This is a genomic window from Lachnoclostridium edouardi (assembly GCF_900240245.1).
Lineage (GTDB): Bacteria > Bacillota > Clostridia > Lachnospirales > Lachnospiraceae > Lachnoclostridium_A > Lachnoclostridium_A edouardi.
Genome location: NZ_OESQ01000001.1, coordinates 2,205,667 through 2,228,257 on the forward strand (window position 1 = coordinate 2,205,667; position 22,591 = coordinate 2,228,257).

At 42.3% G+C, this 22,591-nt stretch carries 15 protein-coding genes and 1 other annotated feature; of the genes, 13 read left to right on the top strand and 2 right to left on the bottom strand.

The window, feature by feature from the left end:
- Positions 1-94 precede the first annotated feature (94 nt).
- The 7 genes from C1A07_RS10375 to C1A07_RS10405 all read left to right on the top strand — a co-directional run bounded on the left by C1A07_RS10375 (position 95) and on the right by C1A07_RS10405 (position 10,375).
- Positions 95-718 (top strand): TetR/AcrR family transcriptional regulator, encoded by a 624-nt coding sequence (locus tag C1A07_RS10375; RefSeq protein ID WP_101877042.1) that lies wholly within the window; start codon positions 95-97, stop codon positions 716-718.
- A 19-nt stretch (positions 719-737) separates the two neighbouring features.
- Positions 738-1,871, top strand: a complete 1,134-nt coding sequence (locus C1A07_RS10380; RefSeq protein WP_101877043.1) for an efflux RND transporter periplasmic adaptor subunit — start codon at positions 738-740, stop codon at positions 1,869-1,871.
- 28 nt (positions 1,872-1,899) lie between these two features.
- Positions 1,900-4,944, top strand: a complete 3,045-nt coding sequence (locus C1A07_RS10385) for an efflux RND transporter permease subunit (RefSeq protein WP_101877044.1) — start codon at positions 1,900-1,902, stop codon at positions 4,942-4,944.
- A gap of 14 nt (positions 4,945-4,958) precedes the next feature.
- Positions 4,959-6,140: a TolC family protein gene (locus tag C1A07_RS10390; RefSeq protein WP_101877045.1), complete on the top strand. Its 1,182-nt coding sequence runs from the start codon at positions 4,959-4,961 to the stop codon at positions 6,138-6,140.
- A gap of 34 nt (positions 6,141-6,174) precedes the next feature.
- The gene (locus tag C1A07_RS10395) at positions 6,175-7,347 is read left to right on the top strand and encodes a TolC family protein (protein WP_101877046.1); all 1,173 of its coding nucleotides are present in this window, start codon (positions 6,175-6,177) and stop codon (positions 7,345-7,347) included.
- Positions 7,348-7,421: 74 nt separating this feature from the next.
- Positions 7,422-7,622 (top strand) — a binding site (T-box leader).
- Between the two features lie 63 nt (positions 7,623-7,685).
- Positions 7,686-9,119 carry a proline--tRNA ligase gene (gene proS / locus C1A07_RS10400; RefSeq protein ID WP_101877047.1) on the top strand — a complete coding sequence of 478 codons (1,434 nt, stop codon included), beginning with the start codon at positions 7,686-7,688 and terminating at the stop codon, positions 9,117-9,119.
- A gap of 20 nt (positions 9,120-9,139) precedes the next feature.
- Positions 9,140-10,375 (top strand): CCA tRNA nucleotidyltransferase, encoded by a 1,236-nt coding sequence (locus C1A07_RS10405; RefSeq protein WP_101877048.1) that lies wholly within the window; start codon positions 9,140-9,142, stop codon positions 10,373-10,375.
- 59 nt (positions 10,376-10,434) lie between these two features.
- On the opposite strand, the gene C1A07_RS10410 is transcribed toward C1A07_RS10405, so the two are convergent.
- Positions 10,435-11,763 carry a cell wall-binding protein gene (locus C1A07_RS10410; RefSeq protein WP_101877049.1) on the bottom strand — a complete coding sequence of 443 codons (1,329 nt, stop codon included), beginning with the start codon at positions 11,761-11,763 and terminating at the stop codon, positions 10,435-10,437.
- Between the two features lie 340 nt (positions 11,764-12,103).
- The gene (locus tag C1A07_RS10415; protein WP_101875548.1) at positions 12,104-13,780 is read right to left on the bottom strand and encodes an IS1634 family transposase; all 1,677 of its coding nucleotides are present in this window, start codon (positions 13,778-13,780) and stop codon (positions 12,104-12,106) included.
- A gap of 481 nt (positions 13,781-14,261) precedes the next feature.
- Between C1A07_RS10415 and C1A07_RS10420 the strand changes: the two genes are divergently transcribed.
- Genes C1A07_RS10420 through C1A07_RS10445 form a run of 6 tightly spaced genes read left to right on the top strand, consistent with a single transcriptional unit; the run spans position 14,262 to position 22,566 of the window.
- On the top strand, positions 14,262-16,184 hold the full coding sequence (locus C1A07_RS10420; RefSeq protein WP_101877050.1) for a thiamine pyrophosphate-binding protein: 1,923 nt from the start codon (positions 14,262-14,264) through the stop codon (positions 16,182-16,184).
- A gap of 4 nt (positions 16,185-16,188) precedes the next feature.
- Complete coding sequence (locus C1A07_RS10425; protein ID WP_242972295.1) at positions 16,189-17,118, top strand: NAD-dependent epimerase/dehydratase family protein; 930 nt, start codon at positions 16,189-16,191, stop codon at positions 17,116-17,118.
- Positions 17,115-18,305, top strand: coding sequence for a class I SAM-dependent methyltransferase (locus C1A07_RS10430; RefSeq protein ID WP_101878117.1), 1,191 nt, complete (start codon positions 17,115-17,117; stop codon positions 18,303-18,305). Before C1A07_RS10425 ends, C1A07_RS10430 begins: the two co-directional genes overlap by 4 nt.
- Positions 18,306-18,324: 19 nt before the next feature.
- On the top strand, positions 18,325-19,386 hold the full coding sequence (locus C1A07_RS10435) for a zinc-binding dehydrogenase (RefSeq protein ID WP_101877051.1): 1,062 nt from the start codon (positions 18,325-18,327) through the stop codon (positions 19,384-19,386).
- Between the two features lie 11 nt (positions 19,387-19,397).
- Positions 19,398-20,357: a glycosyltransferase family 2 protein gene (locus tag C1A07_RS10440; RefSeq protein ID WP_101877052.1), complete on the top strand. Its 960-nt coding sequence runs from the start codon at positions 19,398-19,400 to the stop codon at positions 20,355-20,357.
- Position 20,358: 1 nt separating this feature from the next.
- Complete coding sequence (locus C1A07_RS10445) at positions 20,359-22,566, top strand: glycosyltransferase family 2 protein (protein ID WP_101877053.1); 2,208 nt, start codon at positions 20,359-20,361, stop codon at positions 22,564-22,566.
- The last annotated feature ends 25 nt before the right edge of the window (positions 22,567-22,591 follow it).

Consider the following 22,591-nt stretch of genomic DNA (forward strand, 5'->3'; position numbering starts at 1 on the left):
AATATTACGTTATTTTTCTTGCCTAAAAAATATAAATATAGTATAATCACAAACATGACAAGATGTCATTATTAAGAAGGATAGGTAAAAGAGGATGCCTACACAAAGATTTTTTCATTTAAAAGAAGAAAAGAAAAATATTATCAAACAAGCGGCCATGGAAGAATGTGCAAGAGTTCCTTACGCGGACATATCTATTAATAAAATTATAAAGGCTGCAGATATATCAAGAGGCAGCTTTTATACATATTTTGAGGATAAGGATGATTTAATCCAGTATCTTCTGCAGGATTTCTGCGATGCCTGCAAAAGATATATTTTAGACCAAATTGAAAAGGCTGATGGAGATGTGGTGGAAGCTGCAGAAAGAATGACCCTGGATATGATTCGTCATGGAAAGGATCAGCCAAATTCTCAAATATACAGAAACCTGCTGTTAAATGTGGGGACAGTGACAAATATGAAAACATTTGGCTTTGGTGGATTTCTTCACCAAAATGAAGAATATTTGAAATTTGTAGAAGAATGTTATAAGCGTCATAATCCTGAAAAATGCAAAGTAAGAGATGAGCAGCAGATGGGGTGTGTAATGGAGTTATTAATATCATTAGCTCTAAAATATACTGCAATATATCATATGGCTGCTGTAAAGCCTAAAGAAGTGGAAGAGATTGTGCATGAGCAATTAAAAATAATACGGCGTGGGCTGTGTGAGTAAATAGAAAAGGAGAGACATTATGAAAAAAGCAGGAAAAATCATCATCGGCCTTGTAGTGGTAGCAATAGCTGCAGGCGGGGCTTATATGAAGATGAATCACAAAGAGGAAGTTGTAAAAGAGGATGTAAGGCCGGCTATTGAAGTTGGACTGCCAGAAGTAAAGGATATTACATTATATACCGATGTAATTGGAACAATAGAGCCTTCGGAGACAGTAACAGTAACTCCTAAGATGAGTGGAGAAGCTTTAGAGGTATTGTTTGAAGCTGGAGAGTATGTGCAGGAGGGTCAGATTCTCTGCAGAATAGACTCAGATGCGTTGACAGCTTTGAAAATTCAGGTAGATAGCGCTCAGGTATCTATGAATGACGCTAATACCAACCTCCAGAGAATGCAGGTGCTATTTGCAGGAGGAACTATTTCCCAGCAACAGCTGGAGCAGGCCCAAAGCGCGGCTACAGCCGCAAGACTTCAATATGAAGCGGCAAAAAACCAGTATGATCTTCAGGTGAAATATACGACAGTTACAGCGCCTATAAGCGGAGTGATTGAATCCAGAAATATTGATCCTCACGATATGCTGTCGCCGTCAGTGCCGGTTTGCGTTATCTCTGTAAAAGATCAGATTATGATAAATTTCAGTGTACCGGAAAGAGTTATGAAAAACCTTCAGACAGGTATGGAAGTAACTTTAGATAAATATGGAACTACATATATGGGAACTATTACTGAAATTGCATCAGCGGTAAATGAAGGCAGCGGCTTATATGAAATTAAGGCAGGAGTCGAAAACGGAAGCGCCTTGTCTACTGGTTCCAAAGCAAAGGTAACGATTATGAAAGATCAGGTGAAAAATGTGCTGACTGTTCCTCTGCGATGCGTATCTTATGATGACGGAAATCCATATATTTATATTTACGATAACGGCATTGCCAAAAGAGTAGATATTGAAAGTGGCCTTTATGATACAGAATACATGGAGGTAAAATCTGGAATCACTAATGACAGCCAGGTAATTGTCACATGGAGCAATGAACTTACGGATGGCGTAGAGGTATTGAAAACTGATACCAGCACAGCAGAGAGCGGCGCAGCAGAAACTGGTGCGTCAGAAAGTGGTGCAGAAAACAACGAAACAGCAGACGCTGAATAATCGGCAAAGCGGAAGGCGAGGGACATAAATGTTAAACTTTACAAAATTTGCTTTAAAACGTCCTGTTACAGTGCTGCTGGCGTTAGTTACGCTGATATTTTTTGGTATGCAGTCTGTTTTAGGGGCAAAACTGGAATTAATGCCAGAGATGGAAATGCCTATGATGATTGTGGCAACAACATATGCAGGAGCCAGCCCGGAAGATGTAAATGATTTGATTAGTAAAGAAATAGAAGATGCTGTGGCGACTTTAAGTGGTAAGTCAGAGGTAGATTCCTACTCCATGGAGAATGTATCTATTGTTTTAATTCAGTACGACTATGGAACCAACATGGATACAGCTTATATGGATCTAAAAAAGGCTATTGACGGGATCAAAAGTGAATTGCCTGAAGATGCAGATGAGTCCAACATTGTGGAAATGGATATGAACGCTCAGGCTGTTATTACTATGGCTGTCAGCGGCGGTACAGAGGGAAACTTATACAACTACGTGAACAATGAAATTGTACCAGAATTGGAAAAACTGTCTAGCGTAGGTGATATTTCCCTGGCGGGAGGACAGGAAAGCTATGTTAGAATAGAGTTACTGCCAGAGCAGATGAGTCAGTACAGACTGGATATGAGTACAGTGGCTCAGATTGTAGGCGCAGCGGATTTCGCTATTCCGGCAGGAAAAACAAAAGTGGGGGACGAATCTCTCAGCGTCAGCGTAGGTAATGACTACGACGATATAGAAAGTCTGAAGTCTATAGCGATTCCTTTAGCAAGCGGAGATACAATTCATCTTTCTGATATTGCAAACGTATATGAAGCTTTAGAGGAAGCTGACAGTATTGGGCGGTACAACAAAAACGACGTTGTTTCCATTAGTATTCAGAAGCAGCAAAGCGCCAGCGCAGTAGAGGTTTCTGAGCAGGTGTTAAAGGAAGTAGAAAACTTAAAAAGAAAGAACCCAGCGCTGCAGATAGAAATTATTAATGACTCCAGTGAATTGATTATGGATTCCCTGGAAAGTGTTATGACTACTCTTGGCATGGCAGTTGTGCTTTCCATGTTAGTACTGTTCCTGTTTTTCGGAGATGTAAAAGCGTCTCTGATCGTAGGAAGCTCTATTCCTATTTCAGTTGTGGTGGCCTTAATTTTAATGAGGTCAATGGGATTTTCTCTTAACGTTATTTCCCTGGGAGCATTGGTTTTAGGCGTTGGTATGATGGTTGATAACTCTATTGTTATGCTGGAAAGCTGCTTCCGATCAAAAGAAAAGAGAAATTATTATGACGCTGCTATTGAGGGCGCGCGTTTAGTTATTAATTCACTGATTGGTTCTACAGCTACAACCTGCGTTGTATTTTTGCCTTTAGCGTTGCTTCAGGGTCTGTCAGGACAGATGTTTAAGCCCTTAGGTTTTACTATTGTATTCTGTATGATGGCTTCCCTGTTCTCAGCTGTTATTATTGTACCGTTAATGTATTTGTTCATTCATCCTCATGAGAAAACAGATGCTCCGGTTAATAAACTGGTTTCTGCAATGCAGGATAGCTACAGAGTTGTTGTGCGGAAAATTATCCCTAAAAAGAAAACAGTGCTGGGAGTATCAGTGCTTTTGCTGAGTATATCTTTTATTATGGCAGGTAATTTAGGCGTTGAACTGATAACAGCAGTAGATGAAGGTATTGTAAATATGACAATCACCACAAAGCCAGGTTTAACAGTAGAGGCAAATAACAAAATTTTAACTCAGCTGGAAGACATGGTAATGGCAGATGAGGACGTAGACCGCTATCTGCTTACATATGGAGCCAGCGGTTTAAGTATTTCAACTGGAGACAGCTCCACTTTAACTGCATATTTAAAGGATGACAGAAGTCTTTCTACTGACGAGGTAATTAAAAAATGGCGGCAAATGGTAAAAGGGTACACAGATTGTACGATTACCATGGAAAGCGGAAGTACCAGCATGAGCAGCATGACAACCAACAATATTGAGATTGATATTGAAAGTGTGGACTACGATGCAGCTAAGGCAGTCGCTCAGGATATGGTGGAACAGCTAAAGGCCAGAGAGGATGTTACAAAGGTTCATTCTTCTGTAGAAAATGCAGCTCCTGTAATTAAAGTAAATATTGATCCTGTAAAGGCCCAGGCAGAGGGGCTGACTCCGGCCAGCATAGGAGGAATTATATATTCCACATTAAGTGGTTCAGAGGTTATGACTCTCAACTCCACAGGTGAGGATATGTCCGTGCGTGTAGAATATGCGCCGGACGAATATGACACTATTGATAAAATGGAAGGCTTGATGATTTCCACTCCACGAGGAACTCAAGTGCCTCTTTCAGACATTGGAGAGATTTACTACGCAGACAGCCCGCTGACTATTGAAAGAAGAGATAAGCAGTACGAGGTGGCTATTACATGCGAGGCTGTAGAAGGATATGAGGAAACAGCTGAGGCAGAAGTAAAGAAATTTGCCGCAGAATATCAATTCCCTGCAGGTGTATCAAATGCAGCTAATGCTATGGATGAAATGATGGCGGAAGAGCTGGGAGCTTTGGCGGGAGCTATTGGAACAGCAGTATTTTTGATCTTTGTAGTTATGGCTATGCAGTTTGAGTCTCCTAAGTTTTCATTAATGGTTATGTTCAGTATTCCCTTTAGTTTAATCGGAGCATTTGGACTGCTGTATTTAGCAAAATGTAAAATCAGCATGGTATCTATGTTAGGTTTCCTTATGATGATTGGTACAGTAGTAAACAACGGTATTTTATACGTAGATACAGTTAACCAGCTGAGAGGAGAAAAGGGGCTTGAGACTGCTTTAGTAGAGGGCGGAGCTATTCGTCTCAGACCTATTTTAATGACAACTTTGACAACAGTTTTGTCCATGCTTCCTATGGCTTTTGCATATGGAGAATCAGGAGAAACTATGCAGGGTCTGGCTCTTGTTAACGTGGGAGGTCTGATGGCCTCGACCATACTGTCTTTAATCATGCTGCCTACTATTTATCCTGTTATTGACAAGATGGGAAGAAAACATTTTGAAAATAATGATCATTTAATTGACGACTAATAAAGGAGGAAAACATGAAATATAGGGCAAAAAGTCTGCTGGCTCTGACTATGACGGCTGTATTTACAGCTGTCCCGGCCATGCAGGCGGCTGCCAGCCCGGAATTTGCATATTCGGCGGAAAAATGGGCTCAGCTTAGGGATAACGTAATGGAATATGACGAGCTGGCAGATTTAGTACATGAATACAATAAAACGGTGTACAAAAACAGGGTTACATATGAGGATAACAGAGATAATGATTTTGGAGACGCAAAAAACGATCTTTGGGATCAGGCTACAGATATGATGGACCAGGCAGATTCCTTATATCCTCCTGACACATACCAGATGGCTCCTGAGGGAGCATATGCCAGTATGCTTTATGGCTCTGCTATGCTGGAATACCAGGCAAAACTTATGATGCAGACGGCAGAATCCAGCGTGACAGACAATGTGATGACGAAAATCAGATTTGATCAGCAGGAAGCAGGGCTGGTGATGCAGGCTCAGATTTTAATGAACTCTTATGAGCAGATGAACAACAGCCTGGTACTGCTGGAGGACACAAAAGGACTTTTAAATGAGGTATATCAGTCTGCTGTACTGCGCCAGTCTATTGGTATGGCTACACAGGCAGACATATTAACAGCTCAGGAAAATGTAAGTAATCTGGAGGCCAGTATAGCGGCGGCAGAAAAAGGAAAAAATCAAATTGAAAGAAACCTGTGTATTATTTTAGGCTGGGAAGTAAACGGAGATCCGGAAATCAGAAACGTGCCGGAGCCGGATATGGAAAGGCTGAACTTATTAAACGTGGATGCAGACACGGCAAAAGCCTTGGAAAATAATTATGATGTAAAGTATTACACAAGACAGCTGGAAAATGTCAGCGAGGACAGCGCCAGAAAAACTGCCCAGGCGAATATTGATTCTTCAAAAGAAACAGTAAGAAGCCAGATGAAAACACTTTATGAGGAAATTATGAATAAAAAGTCTGACTACGATACAGCCCAGTCTGCTTTGGCCTTAGAGGCAGTTAATAAAAGAGATATAGATCTGAAATATCAAATTGGGGAGGCCAGCCTTTTAGAGTTTCTCCAGGAGCAGAATACATATCTTCAAAAAGAGATGGATGTAAAAACTGCAAAGCTGAATTTGGTGCAGGCAATGCAGAACTACGACTGGGCAGTAAACGGGCTGGTGGCCTCAAGCTAATAAGACGCGTACAGTTTGAAACAGGAGGCATAACATGATTAGAAAAAGGAACAGATGGCTGACAATAGGCAGAACAGCTCTTCTTGCAGCCGGCCTGAGCGCGGTGTTCTCTTTGGCTGCAATGGCAGAGCCTGTCAGCGATCAGCTGACAGGAGATACAATCGAATACAGTCAGCTGAAGGAATGGATACGCCAGTATCATCCTGTTGTTAAAAGCGCCAATGAGTCTTATTATGTAGCTGCAGAAGAGTCTATGAAAGTGGCCGAGGAGCTGCGGGACGAGGCCAATGATCTTTACGACGAGGCCCTTGACCTGGAGAAGGAAGGCACGGCAGAAGCGAAAGAGGCTGCGAAAAATCTGAGGGAAAATGTTAAGACATTAAGAAAGTATGCGAAAAAGCAGCAGGACACAGCTGAAGATATGGATAAATCATCCAGTAGGCAGACTTTAAACCAAACAGAGGACACATTAACATATAATGCTCAGGTTTTAGTAAATACTTATTGGCAGCTGATGGCGCAGAAGGAAATGGTGGAAACCAATGTGGCAGCGGCAAAGGCGGCGGTGGAAAGCGCTAACGCAATGGCAGGACTTAATATGGCGGTGGAAAGCGATATTTTAACTGCCGCCAATGGACTGGGCAGCGCGGAGGCTTCTCTGAATGCATTAAATGCCAGTATTGACCAGGTTAAAAGGAACATTTATATTTTAACTGGTCAAAATACTGCAGCAGGAAAAAACATAGGCCAGATTCCAGGCGCCGATTTAAGCTATTTAGATACTGTGGATATTGAGGCGGACTGTACGGCGGCTATTGGCAATAATTATGAGCTGAGAACAAAACGGCACACAGAACTGGATACAAAGGAAAAGACAAATAAAAAAGACAGAAGCCGTCTTTTAGACATTGAGCAGGCGGAAGATCAGGTAAGCGTTACTGTGAGAAGCCTTTATGACGATATGTTTCAGCAGAAGGCTACTTATGAGGGGGCAAAAGCAGCTTATGAAAGCGCAGCTATTACCTGGAGGGGAGCGGAGGCGCAGTATCAGCTCAATATGCTGAGCAACATGGAATACTTACAGCAGAAGGCTGCTTTTCAGCAGAAGGAAGCTGCTTTCCGTCAGGCGGACTTAGGTTTATTCCAGTCTATTGAAACTTACAAATGGGCGGTAAGCGGTTTATTAGTCAGCAGCAGTGACTCTTGACAACAGGAAAAAAATGACGTAGAATCAACCTACAGGAAAATAAATATTAAATTTCCAGGAGTTTTATATAATAATATATGGCTGAGAAGAGGAATAGTAAGTATTTATACATTACAGAGAGGAAGTCATTGGTGAAAGACTTCTATGTTCCATGAATACTGAACCCGCCTTGGAGCTCTGTGAAAAACACAGCGTGGCTGCCGGCGTTAACGGAGAAGAGAGAACTGCGCAGGCAGTTAATTTGGGTGGTACCGCCGAGTGATTCGGTCCCTTATATGGAGGGATCGGGTCACTTTTTAGTTTTATGAGGAAAAAATTAAAATCAGGAGGAGATAGGAATGGCAAAGGAAAAAAAGATGGTGGAAGCCATTACGTCTATGGATGTGGATTTTGCACAGTGGTATACAGACGTAGTGAAAAAAGCCGAGCTGATTGATTATGCAAGTGTAAAAGGCTGTATGGTGATTAAGCCGGCCGGATATGCAATCTGGGAAAATATTCAGAAGGAGCTGGACAGACGGTTTAAGGAAACAGGGGTAGAAAATGTTTATATGCCTATGTTTATTCCGGAAAGTCTGCTGCAGAAGGAAAAAGATCACGTAGAAGGATTTGCTCCGGAGGTGGCCTGGGTTACACACGGAGGATTAGAGCCTTTGCAGGAAAGACTGTGTGTAAGACCTACTTCAGAAACTCTTTTCTGCGATTTTTATGCAAAAGATATTCAGTCCTACAGAGATCTGCCTAAATTATATAATCAGTGGTGTTCTGTAGTGCGCTGGGAGAAAACTACAAGGCCGTTTTTGCGCTCCAGAGAGTTTTTATGGCAGGAGGGACATACTGCCCATGCTACAGCTAAAGAGGCGGAGGAAAGAACAATTCAGATGCTGAACCTGTACGCAGATTTTTGTGAAAGCGTATTGGCTATGCCTGTTATTCGGGGAAGAAAAACAGATAAAGAAAAATTTGCAGGAGCAGAAGCTACTTATACAATAGAAGCCTTGATGCACGACGGAAAGGCCCTGCAGTCCGGAACCAGCCACAACTTTGGAGACGGATTTGCAAAGGCATTTGAAATTCAGTATGCAGACAAGGAAAACAAATTACAGTATGTGCATCAAACCTCCTGGGGCATGACCACACGTCTGATTGGCGCCATTATTATGGTTCACGGCGACGACAACGGACTGGTGCTGCCTCCGGCTATTGCCCCTACCCAGGTAGTAATTGTGCCGATTCAGCAGAAAAAAGAAGGAGTTTTAGATAAGGCATATGAAATGAAAAATACTCTTTCTAATTTCAGAGTAAAGGTAGATGATTCTGATAAGAGCCCAGGCTGGAAATTCAGTGAGTCAGAAATGAGAGGCATTCCTGTGCGTGTAGAAATCGGACCAAAGGATATGGAAGGAAATCAGGCTGTTTTAGTAAGACGTGACACACACGAAAAGATTACAGTATCCTTAGATGAACTGGAGAAGAAAGTGGGAGAGCTTTTAGACACAATTCAGAAGGATATGCTGGAGAGAGCAAGAGCCCACAGAGACTCCCACACATATTCAGCTGTTGTATGGGATGAATTTGTAAAGACAATTAATGAGAAACCTGGATTTGTAAAGGCTATGTGGTGCGGCTGCCAGGAGTGTGAAGATAAAATTAAAGAAGAAACAGGGGCCACCTCCCGCTGTATGCCTTTTGCTCAGGAAACATTATCAGATCAATGTATTTGCTGCGGAAAGCCAGCCACAAAAATGGTATACTGGGGAAGAGCATATTAATTAAAAAAGGAGTCTGTAAAGTGACAATGAAAATTCCGGAGGCAGTAGAGTGTATTATCAGCCGTCTAAATGAAAATGGATATGAAGCTTTTGCCGTAGGCGGCTGCGTCCGGGATACCATCCTTTGCCGCAGTCCTGAAGACTGGGATATTACAACGTCTGCAAAGCCAGAACAGGTAAAAGAGATTTTTCCCAGAACAGTAGATACAGGAATTCAGCATGGAACGGTAACTGTGGTAATGAACAGAACAGGCTATGAGGTAACTACCTACAGGATAGACGGGGAGTATGAAGACGGGCGCCATCCGAAATCAGTTTCTTACACTTCTGTGCTGAAGGAAGATCTGAGGAGAAGGGATTTTACTATTAATGCTATGGCTTACAGCCATAAAACAGGAATTGTAGATGAATTTAAGGGAATGGATGATCTGAAAAAGCAGGTGATACGCTGTGTAGGAGATCCAATAGAAAGGTTTACAGAGGATGCGCTTAGAATTTTAAGAGCCATTCGATTTTCAGCCCAGCTGAACTTTACTATAGAAGCCCAGACCTTTAAAGCCATCACTGTAATTGCCCCTAATATGGCCAAGGTAAGCAAAGAGAGGATACAGACAGAGCTGACAAAGCTTTTAATATCCTCTCATCCGGAAAAAATAAGCCTTGTTTATGAAACAGGAATCAGCCCCTATATATCTTCTCATTTTCACCAGGTGCCATATGAAAAGGCAGTTAAGTTAAATGGGCGGGAAAATGGATTTCTGCCAGAGGGAAAAAAATATCTTCGATGGGCTATGTTTCTGCGTTTTGCAGGAGAAGAGCAGGCCGTTTTAGTTTTAAAGGATTTGAAAATGGACAATGATACCATATGCAAGGCGCGTACCCTTGTAAAATGGTGGGATTATCCGGTAAAGGCTGAGGAAGAAAGTGTTCGTTTATTAATGAGCAAAATGGAGCCGGAGCTGTTTGACGATCTGCTGCAGCTGAAAATGTTGTCCGCCTATGGCAGGCAGATTACAGATTACTGTAAGGAAATAGCCCTTATCAGGGATTTAATAAGAGATAGGGGAGACTGTCTGTATTTAAGGGATTTGTCTGTAACAGGTAAGGATTTGATTGAGGCGGGAATAAAACCGGGAAAAGAAATCGGAGATATACTTGAGAAGATGCTGTCTGCAGTTTTGCAGCAGCCTAAAAGAAATACAAAAGAAGAGCTTTTAAATAAGTTTGTATATAATAAAGCGCCTGCTGCAGAATAACCGCATTGCAGCAGACGCTTTTGGCATTTGAACGGATGAAATTAAAATATTAAATTACTTTACTGAATGATGCCCTTAGTATTTACTACCCAAACTACATCATTGTCGTCCTTATAATCCTTAAATCCATCTCCCAGCTCTGGCTTGGAATTAGATTTAGAAGAGGAGGACGCTTTCTGGATACTTCCTGAAGTGTTCACCAGATAACGGTTGCCTTCAAATTCTACAGGAGCAAGACGAAGGTCTGCGTCAGCTTCCTGACGGAGTCCGTTAATATAGAGAATGTTGTCGCGGACGCCATTATAGCCCTGTCCCTTTCTGCTTCCGTCTGTGTGGAAGTACCATACCTGGTTTTCTCCTAAGTCTTCATCATAAATAGTCTGTTTTCCAGTCCTCATAACGCCGTCATCCCCAAAATAGAAGTTGGCTGTTTTGCCGTCCTCTAAGGTAACGCTCTGAAGATCTGTCTGCATTTCTCCTTTCTCGTTAAAACCAAATTTTCTTGAATCAACGGAAAATACCTGAATGCCTTTTTCTGCGTAGTACGGTTTTCCGTTCTTGAAATAGAAACGGTAAAGCTCGTCCTCATCGCTGATTCCTTCAACGCCTGTCATTTCGTACCAGCCTTCCGCCCGTTTGCCGTTTTCCTCCTCATAATACTGATAAGAGGAAATTGCAGGAGAGGCCTCGGAGGCAGTTGCATCTGCAGCGCCAACCTTTACCCAGCCTTTCTGCAGGCGGCCATTAATAAAGGTGTAGTATTCACCATTGATTTTCTTGTCGATTTGATTATTGACCATTTTTCCGCTGCTTTCAAAGTAATACCAGGAAAACTCATCCTCAGAGTCTTCGTCTGTCTCTTCCAGCTGAATCCATCCGGTCTTTCTGACGCCGTCATTTTCCTCGCCCAGGTAATAGGTGGAACCGTCAATGTCAACCTTGCCTGTAAGCATACGGCCGTCCTCATCAAAATAATACCATTTATCGTTAATTGACTGCCATTTTCCTACAGTCATTTTTCCGCTTCTTCCATAGTAGTACCAGTAAGTTTCTGGCTCGTCGTCTCCCCAGCTATCTTCATTATCTTCAGAAACCCAGGTGTCGTAAACTCTTTTGCCCTCGGCATTTACATAATACTCGTCGACGGCTTCCTCTCTTGTGATGTTTCCGTCAGAATCCAGGTAGTACCAATCGTCTCCCTGCTTCTTCCAGGTATCGGACAGGTAATAACCGTCGTCGTCATAATAACGCCAATCCCCGTCTTCTTCCACCCAGCCGGTTGTTCCGGCAAATACAGTGTCGGCTGCATTCATGTTGAATGCAGGGGCCACTACTGACATCACTGCCGCAGTGGATAATACAGCCAATAATCTTGTTTGCTTTTTCATAATTTTTCTCTCCTTTTTTGAAATCAATGTGCTGGCCGAAAATCCATCGTTGCATTACGTTTGTGATTATAACGTGCCTGAAAAAAGAAATCCAGTGTAGGTTCATGGCAGTTTTGGGAGGATGTGGAGGCAGGGGAAAACACAGACAGAAATGTATAGGTCAGGGAGGAAGCCCCTATTTACATACCATTTAAACACTGGAAAGAAAGGAAACGTAAGAAAAATTTCCGTATGCTTTTTGTAAAAAATATGATACCTGACTTTGGTATCAGAGATTAAAAAATAGTGCAAACTTTAAGGTTTAGAAGGACTGCTAGCGGCAGTCCTTCTGTGTTTGTTATTATAGTTTATAATTAAAAATGGTGTTTATTTGAGTTTCAGATAGAAAGTAATTCGTTAAAGGAAGATGAAATTTATCAGCTAGGTCATTTATAAAAGTACAATCCCTTGTGGTGTTTATATATTTATGTTCGCCTTTTGTTACCCTGAAATCTTTAATGAATCTAAATATATCTGAAGTTGAATATTTTTCATCCAGTATCTTAAATTGAAAAATCCTCTCTAAGAGAACTGTTAAATAGCAAATCAAAAAGTGGCCTTTAATCGTATTTTCTTTTTGAAGAAATACCGGCCGTGCATCCAGGTCTGATTTCATAATCTTAAAGGATTCTTCAATTCTCCACAGATTATGGTAAGTACAGTAAATATCCTGATCTGTCATCTGGGTTTCGGATGTGACCAGAAGATTGTATCCGGCAAGTTCGAGGTCCTTATCGATGGCAGCCTGATTAATCCTTGTTTTTGCTTTATTTCCTGTTTTATCTGTGAAATCCACATATTTTCCTGCTTCTCCAAAGTCATTCCTTTTGGCTTGTGACAGGGTAAGTGCTTTTGCTTTTTCTACAAGGCGGTTTATTTCATATCTTTTTTTTGCAGCAAGGGAAGGATTGTAGGTAACCAGGCGTTTCTCTGTAAGCATAATGGTCTGTTTTTTTCCGTTATACTCTATGGAATAAGGAAAAGTATCAATACAGCTTTTATAGCGGTATAAAAGTTTTCCGCTTTTATCTTTGACATCTTTGTAATCCTGTTCTAATAATACCCAGGTTTTTTCTGTCGAAGGCAAGGTTTTTACAGATTTTGAAAACAGATAACCATCTCCATTCTGTTTTGAAAACGCAATGTTTTGTGCACAATTAAGTCCTTTGTCTGCGACATGGATGGTTTTTCCCATGATATTGTTCCTATTTTTAAGTCCATCAATCACATCACGTAGAATGGGTTTTTCTGACTCATTTCCCGGATACATCTTCATACCGACCGGAATCTGGTTCCGATCCAAAAGGAGCCCAAGACCGATGATGGGTTCCTTTTTGTTTTCTTTGCTCGGTCCTTTTTTTCTGAAATCATCCTCCCTGTCTATTTCAAAATAGAAATTCGTACAATCAAAGTAAGAGTTTGAAGTATCCAGTCCATAAACAGCCGCAGTTTGTACAGTAAAGATCTCGATAAACTTTTCATAGTTTTCTCCCAAAAAGGCAAGACCATCAAGAAGCTGATCATAGGAATAATGCGACGAATGGTACAGATTGGGAAGCACATCGTGGAATGTCCTGTTTTTACTGCATGGGCATACACCTCTTGCGTAGACTAATGTAGAAATCAATTCATAAAGATCGAACTGAAAATCATATGTAAGATGAAAATAATTCACATACTTTTGGATTTTTAATTTCTCAAGGATTGCTTTCAGTGGAAAGTATCCAAGATAAAGAGTTGGAGAAATGTCAGAAATTTTGCGGACACCTTCTTCTTTTCGTTGCTGGTTTAAGAGAGCTACTTCTTGTTGGTAAAAAGAGATTGGATCTTCCATGCCGTTCTTTTTCAGTGTTTCTACAGAGCCAAGGGATTTGTAGCATTTGTGAGCTGCCCCCTTTTTTTCCTGATTATAAAAACTGTCATAAATCGCAAGATAAGTTCTGCCTTTTAAAGTTGTCTTTTTTAAAAAATATGCCATAGAATCCCTCCTCAAAAAGATAGCACCACTAACACTATTAGTATATCGCAAAAAAAGAATTTTGAAAAGTTTTTTTGCAATAAAAAAAGCCTTATTTAAAGGCATTTGTGAGGCTTCAGAGCAGAAAATACTCCTAAAGATTTCTAGTGCTAACTTCTAAAGACGGGNAACACTATTAGTATATCGCAAAAAAAGAATTTTGAAAAGTTTTTTTGCAATAAAAAAAGCCTTATTTAAAGGCATTTGTGAGGCTTCAGAGCAGAAAATACTCCTAAAGATTTCTAGTGCTAACTTCTAAAGACGGGGATGTGGAGGCAGGGGAAAACACAGACAGAAATGTATAGGTCAGGGAGGAAGCCCCTATTTACATACCATTTAAACACTGGAAAGAAAGGAAACGTAAGAAAAATTTCCGTATGCTTTTTGTAAAAAATATGATATGCTATTAGCAATAATGGGTAAAAAGGAGAAATTTGCAGTTATGAGAATAAAAGTTTCCAACTATATCGCCCAGAAGCTGGTAGAAGAGGGGATTACCCAGGTGTTTTCCGTTACTGGCGGCGGGGCCATGCATTTAAATGATGCACTGGGACACCAGGAAGGACTTACATGCCTGTATAACCATCACGAGCAGGCCAGCGCTATTGCGGCAGAAAGCTATGCGCGTATTCATAATAAAATTGCAGCTCTTTGCGTGACCACAGGTCCGGGAGGCACCAACGCTATTACAGGGGTAGTGGGAGGATGGCTGGACTCTATTCCTATGTTTGTAGTGTCAGGGCAGGTGCGTTACGATACAACAGCCAGATGGTCCGGAGTAGGGATTCGGGCTATGGGAGATCAGGAATTTGACATTTTAAAATCTGTCAGCTGTATGACAAAATACAGTGAAATGGTTATAGATCCAATGAGAATCCGCTTCTGTATGGAAAAAGCCTTGTATTTATCATATTCAGGCAGAAGAGGGCCTACATGGCTGGATATTCCTTTAGATATTCAGGGCGCCTATGTGGATACAGATGACTTAATCGGATTTGATAAAGAAAATTATGAGGCCGGCGGCACCGGATGGGCTTGTGAAAGTAAATCAGAAATACCGGAGGATACAGCCGGAAAAGGGGAGCTTCGCCAGGTACTGCCGCCTAAGGTGACAGAGGATACTGCCAGAGCGATTATTAAAAAGATAAGGGAAAGTAAACGGCCGGTATTTAACGTAGGAAACGGAGTTCGTTTAGGAGGAGCCCACCAGGAGTTTTTAAAGGTGGCAGAAAAGCTGGGGATTCCTGTGGTGACAGGATGGAACAGCGAGGACTGCTTCTGGGACGAGCATCCTTTATACGTAGGACGGCCTGGAAACTTTGGAGACAGACCTGGAAATTTTGCTGTGCAGAACAGTGATCTGGTGTTCTCTGTGGGGAGCCGTCTCAGCCTGCGCCAGGTAGGATTTAACTGGAAGGGCTGGGCCAGAGAGGCATATGTGATTTACAATGATATTGATATAGAAGAATTAAATAAACCTAGTGTTCACTCTGATATGAAGGTTCACGCAGATGCAAAGGATCTTCTCCAGGTTTTAGACAAGGTTTTAGATGAAGAGGAAAATCTGCCTGTATTTAAAGGGGGAGAAGGCCTGCCTGGAATGACATGGCAGGAAACATGTCAGATGTGGAAAAACAGATATCCTGTAGTTCTGCCTAAGCATTATGAGGGAGGAACTGATAAGGAGACAAATGTTTATGCTTTTATTAAAGAATTAAGCAGACGTTTACCTGAGGGAATGGTGACTGTGGTAGGAAACGGCTCTGCCTGCGTAGTGGGAGGACATGCCTATGTGCTGAAAAAAGGGCAGCGCTTTATTACTAACTCTGCCATTGCTTCCATGGGATATGATCTGCCGGCGGCTATTGGAGCTTGCGTGGCGGCGGGCAGAAAAGATATGATTCTGGTAACAGGGGACGGCAGTATGCAGATGAATCTTCAGGAGCTGCAGACCATTATTCACCACCGACTGCCTATTAAAATATTTGTAATTAACAACGGAGGCTATCACTCAATCCGTCAAACTCAGAAAAAGTTTTTTGGGGAGCCTTTAGTGGGAATCGGCGTGGACAGCCGCGACCTTAGCTTCCCTGATTTGGAAAAGCTGTCTGCGGCTTACGGATATCCTTATATTGGCATCCATCACAACCCTGAGCTGGAGGAAAAAATAGAAAAGGCGCTGGCAACAGAGGGACCTGTAATCTGCGAAATATTTGTTTCCAGAGATCAGGTATTTGAGCCTAAATCCTCCGGAAAACGTTTGCCTGACGGCAGAATGGTATCTCCGCCGTTAGAGGACTTAGAGCCTTTCCTTCCAGACGAGGAAATGGATGCTATGATGATTATTCCAAGAATTAAGGAATAGGTCTATGAAAAGTAAAATGAATGTTATAGTTACAGGGGGGACCAGCTTTATCGGCCTGGAAGTGATTTCCAGGCTTATAAAGCTGGACTGCCGTATCTGGGCAATCGTAAGACCTGAATCTGCCAACAGGTCTAAATTGCCGGACCATAAAAATCTGAATATTATTGAAAAAAGTCTGGATGAACTGGATACATTAACAGATGTAGATAAGCTGAAAACGCCAGAAAAAAAAGTGTTTCTCCACATGGCCTGGGACGGGGTGGGAAGCGCAGGCAGAAGCGATGAGGGCATTCAGGCTGAAAATGTGAAAAATTCTATGAAAGCTTTAAAGGCAGCTGCAGATTTAGGCTGTGAAAGGTTTGTATTTTCAGGCTCCCAGGCAGAATATGGAATCTGTTCAGATGTTATGAGAGAAGACGGAAAATGCAGCCCTGTGTCTGAGTACGGCAAGGCAAAGCTTAAATTTGGAAGGCAGGCAGAAGAGTTCTGCAAAGGTAATATGGAGTATGTTCACTGCAGAATTTTCAGTGTGTACGGACCGGGAGATCACCCGTGGTCATTAGTAAATACATGCTTAAAAACATTTTCTCAGGGTAAGCATATGGAGCTTGGAGAATGTACCCAGAAATGGAACTTTCTTTATATTAAAGATATGGCGGAGGCTATAGTCAGCCTGCTGCTGTGCGGAAAAAAGGGCATAGGCGGCATATATAATATTGCCGGAAATGATACAAGAGTTCTGCGGGAGTTTGTGGAGGAAATGTATGAATGCTGTTTAAGAACAGGCAGCTTTACTTATGGAAAACGTCCTCCCAATGCAGAGGGGCCGGCTTCTCTGATTCCCAGCATAGAAAAAATCACAGCAGTTACCGGTTGGACCCCTTCCACCCCTTTTAAGGAAGGAATAGAGGAGACTAGGAGATGTCTTATATGAATCAATGTATTTCCTGCGGCGGAAAATTATTTCAGGAGCCGCTGTTAAAGCTGGATAACATGCCTGCTTCAGCACAGAATATTCCCTCAAAAGAGGAAGTTGAAAGGGACAAGGGCATTACCCTGCAGCTGTGCCAGTGCAGTGAATGCGGTTTAGTGCAGTTTGACTGTGAGCCGGTAGATTACTACAGAGATGTAATCCGGGCCGGAGGTTTTTCCACTACTATGGTGGAACTGCGGAGAAAACAGTACAGCCATTTAATTAAGACTTACGATTTAGAACAGAAAAAATTTATAGAGGCAGGCTGCGGGAGAGGAGAGTTTTTGTCTGTACTGACAGAGTTTCCTGTAAAAGCCTGGGGCATTGAACATAAAAAAGAGCTGGTGGAAATTGCCAGAAATAGTGGGCTGGAAGTGACAGAAGAGTTTCCTGAGACAGAAACACAAAAATTTTTGGGAGGACCTTTTGACTGCTTCCTGTCTTTTAATTTTTTAGAGCATCAGCCAAGACCTGATATTATGCTCAGGGCAATCAGAAATAATCTGACAGAATCAGGAATGGGGCTTGTAACGGTGCCCAGCCTGGAGTATATTTTACAGTACGACGGATATTATGAGCTGATCAGAGACCATTTAGCTTATTATACTTTTGACTCATTAAGGGAGCTGATGGAAAGAAACGGCTTTCAGGTCCTGGAAGAAGAGATGATTAACCGGGATACATTGTCAGTAATTGTGAAAAAAGCAGATTTGCCGGATAGCAGAGAGAAATCTGAGAAAATAGAAAAAATAAAGCCTTTAGACGTATCAGGGCTAAAAAAAAGCAGGGAGATTATTGACCAGGAGATCAACAGCCTGCTGGACAGTTTTAGCCGGACCGGAAGAAAGCTGGCTGTTTGGGGGGCCAGCCATCAGGGATTTACTTTGGCAGCCACCACAGGATTAGGAGAAAAGGCCTGTTATATGATAGATTCAGCGCCTTTTAAGCAGGGCAGATTTGCCCCGGCCTCTCATCTGAAAATAGTTTCTCCTGATTACTGGAAACAGGAGCCGGCAGAGGGAATTCTCATTGTAGCCCCTGGATATAATGATGAAATAGCCAGGATTATCAGAGAAAAATTTATATTGGAAAACGGAAAAAATCCGGAGATTTTTACATTGAAATCCAATCATCTGGAAAGGCTGTAATTATGGAAAGGAAAAGCATATGAAAGCGTTTGTACTAAAGGAACCTGGAGTAGTAGGATGGCATGATGCGCCGGAGCCAAAGCTGACGCCTTACGGCGCTATTTTGGAGCCTGTAGCAGTGACGCCCTGCTCTTCTGATGTCCATACTGTATTTGGCGGCGGCTCCAGGAAGGCTCCCAATCTGGTTTTAGGCCATGAATGTGTGGGAAGGATTGTGGAAACAGGAGAGCTGGTGGAGGATTTTTCCCCTGGAGAAATTGTGGCGGTTCCTGCTATCACCCCAGACTGGAGAGCAAAAAGTATTCAGGAGGGCAATGACAGACATGCCTCCGCCCCGTTTTCAGGACATCAGTTGGGAAGATCACAGCCAGGAGTATTTGCAGAAAGATTTTTAATAAAAGATGCAGATACGACCTTGGCAAAAATACCGGAGGGAGTTTCTCTTGAAGAAGCTTTGATGTGTGTGGACGTGGTAACTACCGGCTTTACAGGCGCAGAATATGCAGATATTAAAATCGGAGATACTGTGGTAGTTATGGGAATCGGTCCCATTGGACTGATGGCAGTAGAGGGAGCCAGACATTTAGGGGCGGGCCGGATTATAGCAGTGGGAAGCAGGCCTGTGTGCACAGAGCTGGCCAGAGAATTTGGCGCCACTGATGTGATCAGTTATAAAGACCGGGACGTAGTGGAGCAGGTGCTTTCCATGACAAATGGAGTGGGCGCTGATTCTGTGATTATCTGCGGAGGTGGAGACCAGTCCTTTACCCAGGCAGTAGATATGGTGCGCTACGGCATAGGAACCATTTCTAATGTAAATTACTACGGCGGCACAGGAAATTTAGGCTTTCCTAAGTTTTCCGGAGGCCGGGGAATGGCGGGGAAAACCATTCATACAGAACTGGCCAGGGGAGGCAGAGCCAGGATTGAAAGACTGATGGCCATGGTAAAATATGGCCGCATTCATCCCGGAAAACTGGTGACCCATCATCTGAAGGGGCTTGACAATGTGGAAAAAGCTCTTTATATGATGAAAGAAAAAAATGACGGACTGATAAAGGTTATGGTCAGGATAAATTGAAGGGATGACAAATGAAAACAGTTAGTATTGTAGTGCCATGCTATAATGAGGAAGAAAATGTGGAGCCTCTCAGCCAGGCAATTATTTCTATATTTGAAAAGGAACTGCCGGACTACCGGTACGAACTGATATTTATTGACAATGATTCTGCAGACAGCACCAGAGACATTATCAGAAGGCTGTGCGCAGGAAATCCGGATATTAAGGGGATTTTCAACGCCAAAAACTTTGGACAATTTAATTCTCCTTACTATGGAATGCTTCAGTCCACAGGGGACTGCACTATATTAATGGCAGCGGATTTCCAAGATCCTGTAGAAATGATTCCCAAGTATGTGAACGAGTGGGAAAAGGGCTATAAAATTGTAATTGGAATTAAGAAATCCAGCAAGGAAAGCAAAATTATGTACTGGCTGAGAAGCTGCTACTACAAAATGATTAAAAAGCTTTCTGACGTAGAGCAGATTGAGCACTTTACCGGGTTTGGCTTATATGACAAAAAATTTATGGACGTGCTGAGAAATTTGGACGACCCTACGCCGTTTTTAAGAGGTATTGTGGCGGAGCTGGGATTTAAAAGAAAAGAAATTCCCTACGAACAGCCTAAAAGAAGAGCGGGCAAAACCAGCAACAATTTTTACCGTCTTTACGATGCTGCTATGCTGAGCATCACCTCCTACACAAAAGTGGGTCTAAGGCTGGCCACAATTTTTGGAAGCATATGCTCTGCCATCAGTATGGTAGTGGCGGTTATATATTTAGTGATGAAGCTGCTTTACTGGGACCGTTTCCCGGCAGGCACGGCGCCTATGCTGATTGGTATGTGCTTTTTAGGCTCCGTCCAGATTTTTTTCATTGGTTTGGTGGGAGAATATATTCTTACAATTAACGCCAGGGTGATGAAAAGACCTTTGGTGGTGGAGGAAGAGCGGCTGAATTTTAAGGATTCTAAAGATGAGGAGACAACCTGATATGAAGTATAAGGTGGACATTGTACGAATCAGAGAAAATACGATTACATTAAACGGCTGGGCCATAGGGAAGACGCCGGAGTCTTCGGCGGAGTTTACTGTGGAGGATAAAAACAGAAAAAAAATAGAGTGTAAATATGTTTCCACCCGCCGGGATGATGTAAGTCAGATTTATTTTGGAAAGCCTTATGATAAGGATTTTGGTTTTGATATTCAGTTTCCCTATGAAAGGGGAGAGGATTATTATTTGATTATTCACTGCGACGGCAGAAAGGCAAGAATCAAATATAATGAAGAGCTGATTGCAAAGCGCTCCAGTGTAGCTCATAAGCGGATGGAAAAAATTAAAGATTTGATGAACATGGAAACAGTTCATGTGGCCATGGATTTCTGGAAGGAAAATGGCCTGCGGGCTTTAATTATTAAGTCGAAGCATAAGCTGCAGGGCATTGATAATGATTATGATTACAGCGAATGGTACGATTTAACAAAGCCTTCAGAGGAAGAGCTGGAGGCTGAGCGTAAAGCGGAATTTTCCTGGAGGCCTTTGCTTTCTGTTGTGATTCCTGTATATCAGACCCCGGAAAAATATTTAAAAGAAATGCTGGATTCTGTAATTAACCAGACGTATTCTAATTGGGAGCTGTGCATTGCAGACGGCAGCCCTAAAGGGAAAAGTGTGGAAAAGATTCTTAGGAAATACGCAGAAAAGGATGAGCGGATTAAGTACAGGATTCTGGGGGAAAATAAGGGAATATCAGGCAACACCAATGCGGCGATGGACTTGGCCGAAGGAGATTTTATAGTGCTTGCCGACCACGACGATACCTTGACCCCTGATGCTTTTTATCAGCTGTCAAAGGCCATAAATAAAGACCCTGAAAACGACGTGATCTATTCTGACGAGGATAAGCTGGATATGGACGGAGGAGCTTTATTTGAGGCTCACTTTAAACCAGATTTTAATATAGATCTGCTTACCAGCACCAATTATATCTGCCATTTATTTGCAGTGCGCAGAAGCCTTGTGGAGCAGGTGGGACAATTTGACCACCAATTTGACGGGGCGCAGGATTATGACTTTATTTTCAGATGTACAGAGGCAGCCAGAAAAATTTATCACATTCCAAAGGTACTTTACCACTGGCGCTGCCATCAGGATTCCACGGCCAGCAATCCGGAAAGTAAGCTGTATGCTTTTGAGGCGGGGGCCAGAGCCATAAAAGCTCACTTTGACAGACTGGGAATTGAGACGGAATCTATTGAAAAGGGAGTGGACTACGGGAAATACCACACCCGGTTTGTAATAAAAGAGGAGCCTTTGGTGTCAGTTGTGATTCCCAATAAGGACCACCATTTAGACTTAGACGTATGTGTAAAATCCTTAATGGAAAAGGCTACTTACAAGAACTTGGAGTTTATTGTTATTGAGAATAACAGTACAGAAAAAGCTACCTTTGAGTATTACAAAAAAATGGAAGAGGCACATGAGAATTTTCATGTAGTTACATGGGAGAGAGAGTTTAACTATTCTGCCATTAACAATTTTGGCGTTCAGTATGCAAAGGGAAATTATCTGCTGTTTTTAAATAATGACACAGAAATTATTGAGAAGGACTGTATTCAGGAAATGTTAGGCTACTGCCAGCGGGAGGACGTAGGGGCAGTAGGAGCCAGACTGCTGTACCAGGACGATACCATCCAGCATGCAGGAGTAGTGATTGGTTTTGGCGGCATTGCAGGTCATACCTTTATCGGTCTTCACAAAAGTGAAAACAGCTATTTCCACAGAGCCATGTGCGCCCAGGATTACAGTGCCGTTACGGCGGCGTGTATGATGGTGAAAAAAGAAGTATTTGAAAAGGCGGGCGGCTTTAGCGAGGAGCTGGCGGTAGCCTTTAATGATATTGACCTGTGTATGAAAATCAGGGTGCAGAATAAGCTGATTGTATATAATCCATACGCTCTTCTCTACCATTATGAGTCCAAGTCCAGAGGCTTGGAGGATACACCGGAAAAAGTAGCCAGATTTAACAGGGAGATCGCCATTTTTGCAAAGAAATGGCCTGATATTTTGAAAAACGGAGATCCCTACTATAATCCTAATCTGACTTTGCGCAAATCTAACTTTGCTCTTAGAGATCTGAAAAAAGAAAAAATCGGGGAGCCGTATAAGCTGGAGGTAGACGTGGAGAAGCAGGTGCAGTAATAAAACCTGACAATGGGAGAATAAT

What these genes read in the sequence shown, in the direction of transcription:
- C1A07_RS10375 (WP_101877042.1), top strand. Translation starts at nt 95, where the DNA reads ATGCCTACACAAAGATTTTTTCATTTAAAAGAAGAAAAGAAAAATATT.
- C1A07_RS10380 (WP_101877043.1), top strand. Translation starts at nt 738, where the DNA reads ATGAAAAAAGCAGGAAAAATCATCATCGGCCTTGTAGTGGTAGCAATA.
- C1A07_RS10385 (WP_101877044.1), top strand. Translation starts at nt 1,900, where the DNA reads ATGTTAAACTTTACAAAATTTGCTTTAAAACGTCCTGTTACAGTGCTG.
- C1A07_RS10390 (WP_101877045.1), top strand. Translation starts at nt 4,959, where the DNA reads ATGAAATATAGGGCAAAAAGTCTGCTGGCTCTGACTATGACGGCTGTA.
- C1A07_RS10395 (WP_101877046.1), top strand. Translation starts at nt 6,175, where the DNA reads ATGATTAGAAAAAGGAACAGATGGCTGACAATAGGCAGAACAGCTCTT.
- proS (WP_101877047.1), top strand. Translation starts at nt 7,686, where the DNA reads ATGGCAAAGGAAAAAAAGATGGTGGAAGCCATTACGTCTATGGATGTG.
- C1A07_RS10410 (WP_101877049.1), bottom strand. Translation starts at nt 11,763, where the DNA reads ATGAAAAAGCAAACAAGATTATTGGCTGTATTATCCACTGCGGCAGTG.
- C1A07_RS10415 (WP_101875548.1), bottom strand. Translation starts at nt 13,780, where the DNA reads ATGGCATATTTTTTAAAAAAGACAACTTTAAAAGGCAGAACTTATCTT.
- C1A07_RS10420 (WP_101877050.1), top strand. Translation starts at nt 14,262, where the DNA reads ATGAGAATAAAAGTTTCCAACTATATCGCCCAGAAGCTGGTAGAAGAG.
- C1A07_RS10425 (WP_242972295.1), top strand. Translation starts at nt 16,189, where the DNA reads ATGAAAAGTAAAATGAATGTTATAGTTACAGGGGGGACCAGCTTTATC.
- C1A07_RS10430 (WP_101878117.1), top strand. Translation starts at nt 17,115, where the DNA reads ATGAATCAATGTATTTCCTGCGGCGGAAAATTATTTCAGGAGCCGCTG.
- C1A07_RS10435 (WP_101877051.1), top strand. Translation starts at nt 18,325, where the DNA reads ATGAAAGCGTTTGTACTAAAGGAACCTGGAGTAGTAGGATGGCATGAT.
- C1A07_RS10440 (WP_101877052.1), top strand. Translation starts at nt 19,398, where the DNA reads ATGAAAACAGTTAGTATTGTAGTGCCATGCTATAATGAGGAAGAAAAT.
- C1A07_RS10445 (WP_101877053.1), top strand. Translation starts at nt 20,359, where the DNA reads ATGAAGTATAAGGTGGACATTGTACGAATCAGAGAAAATACGATTACA.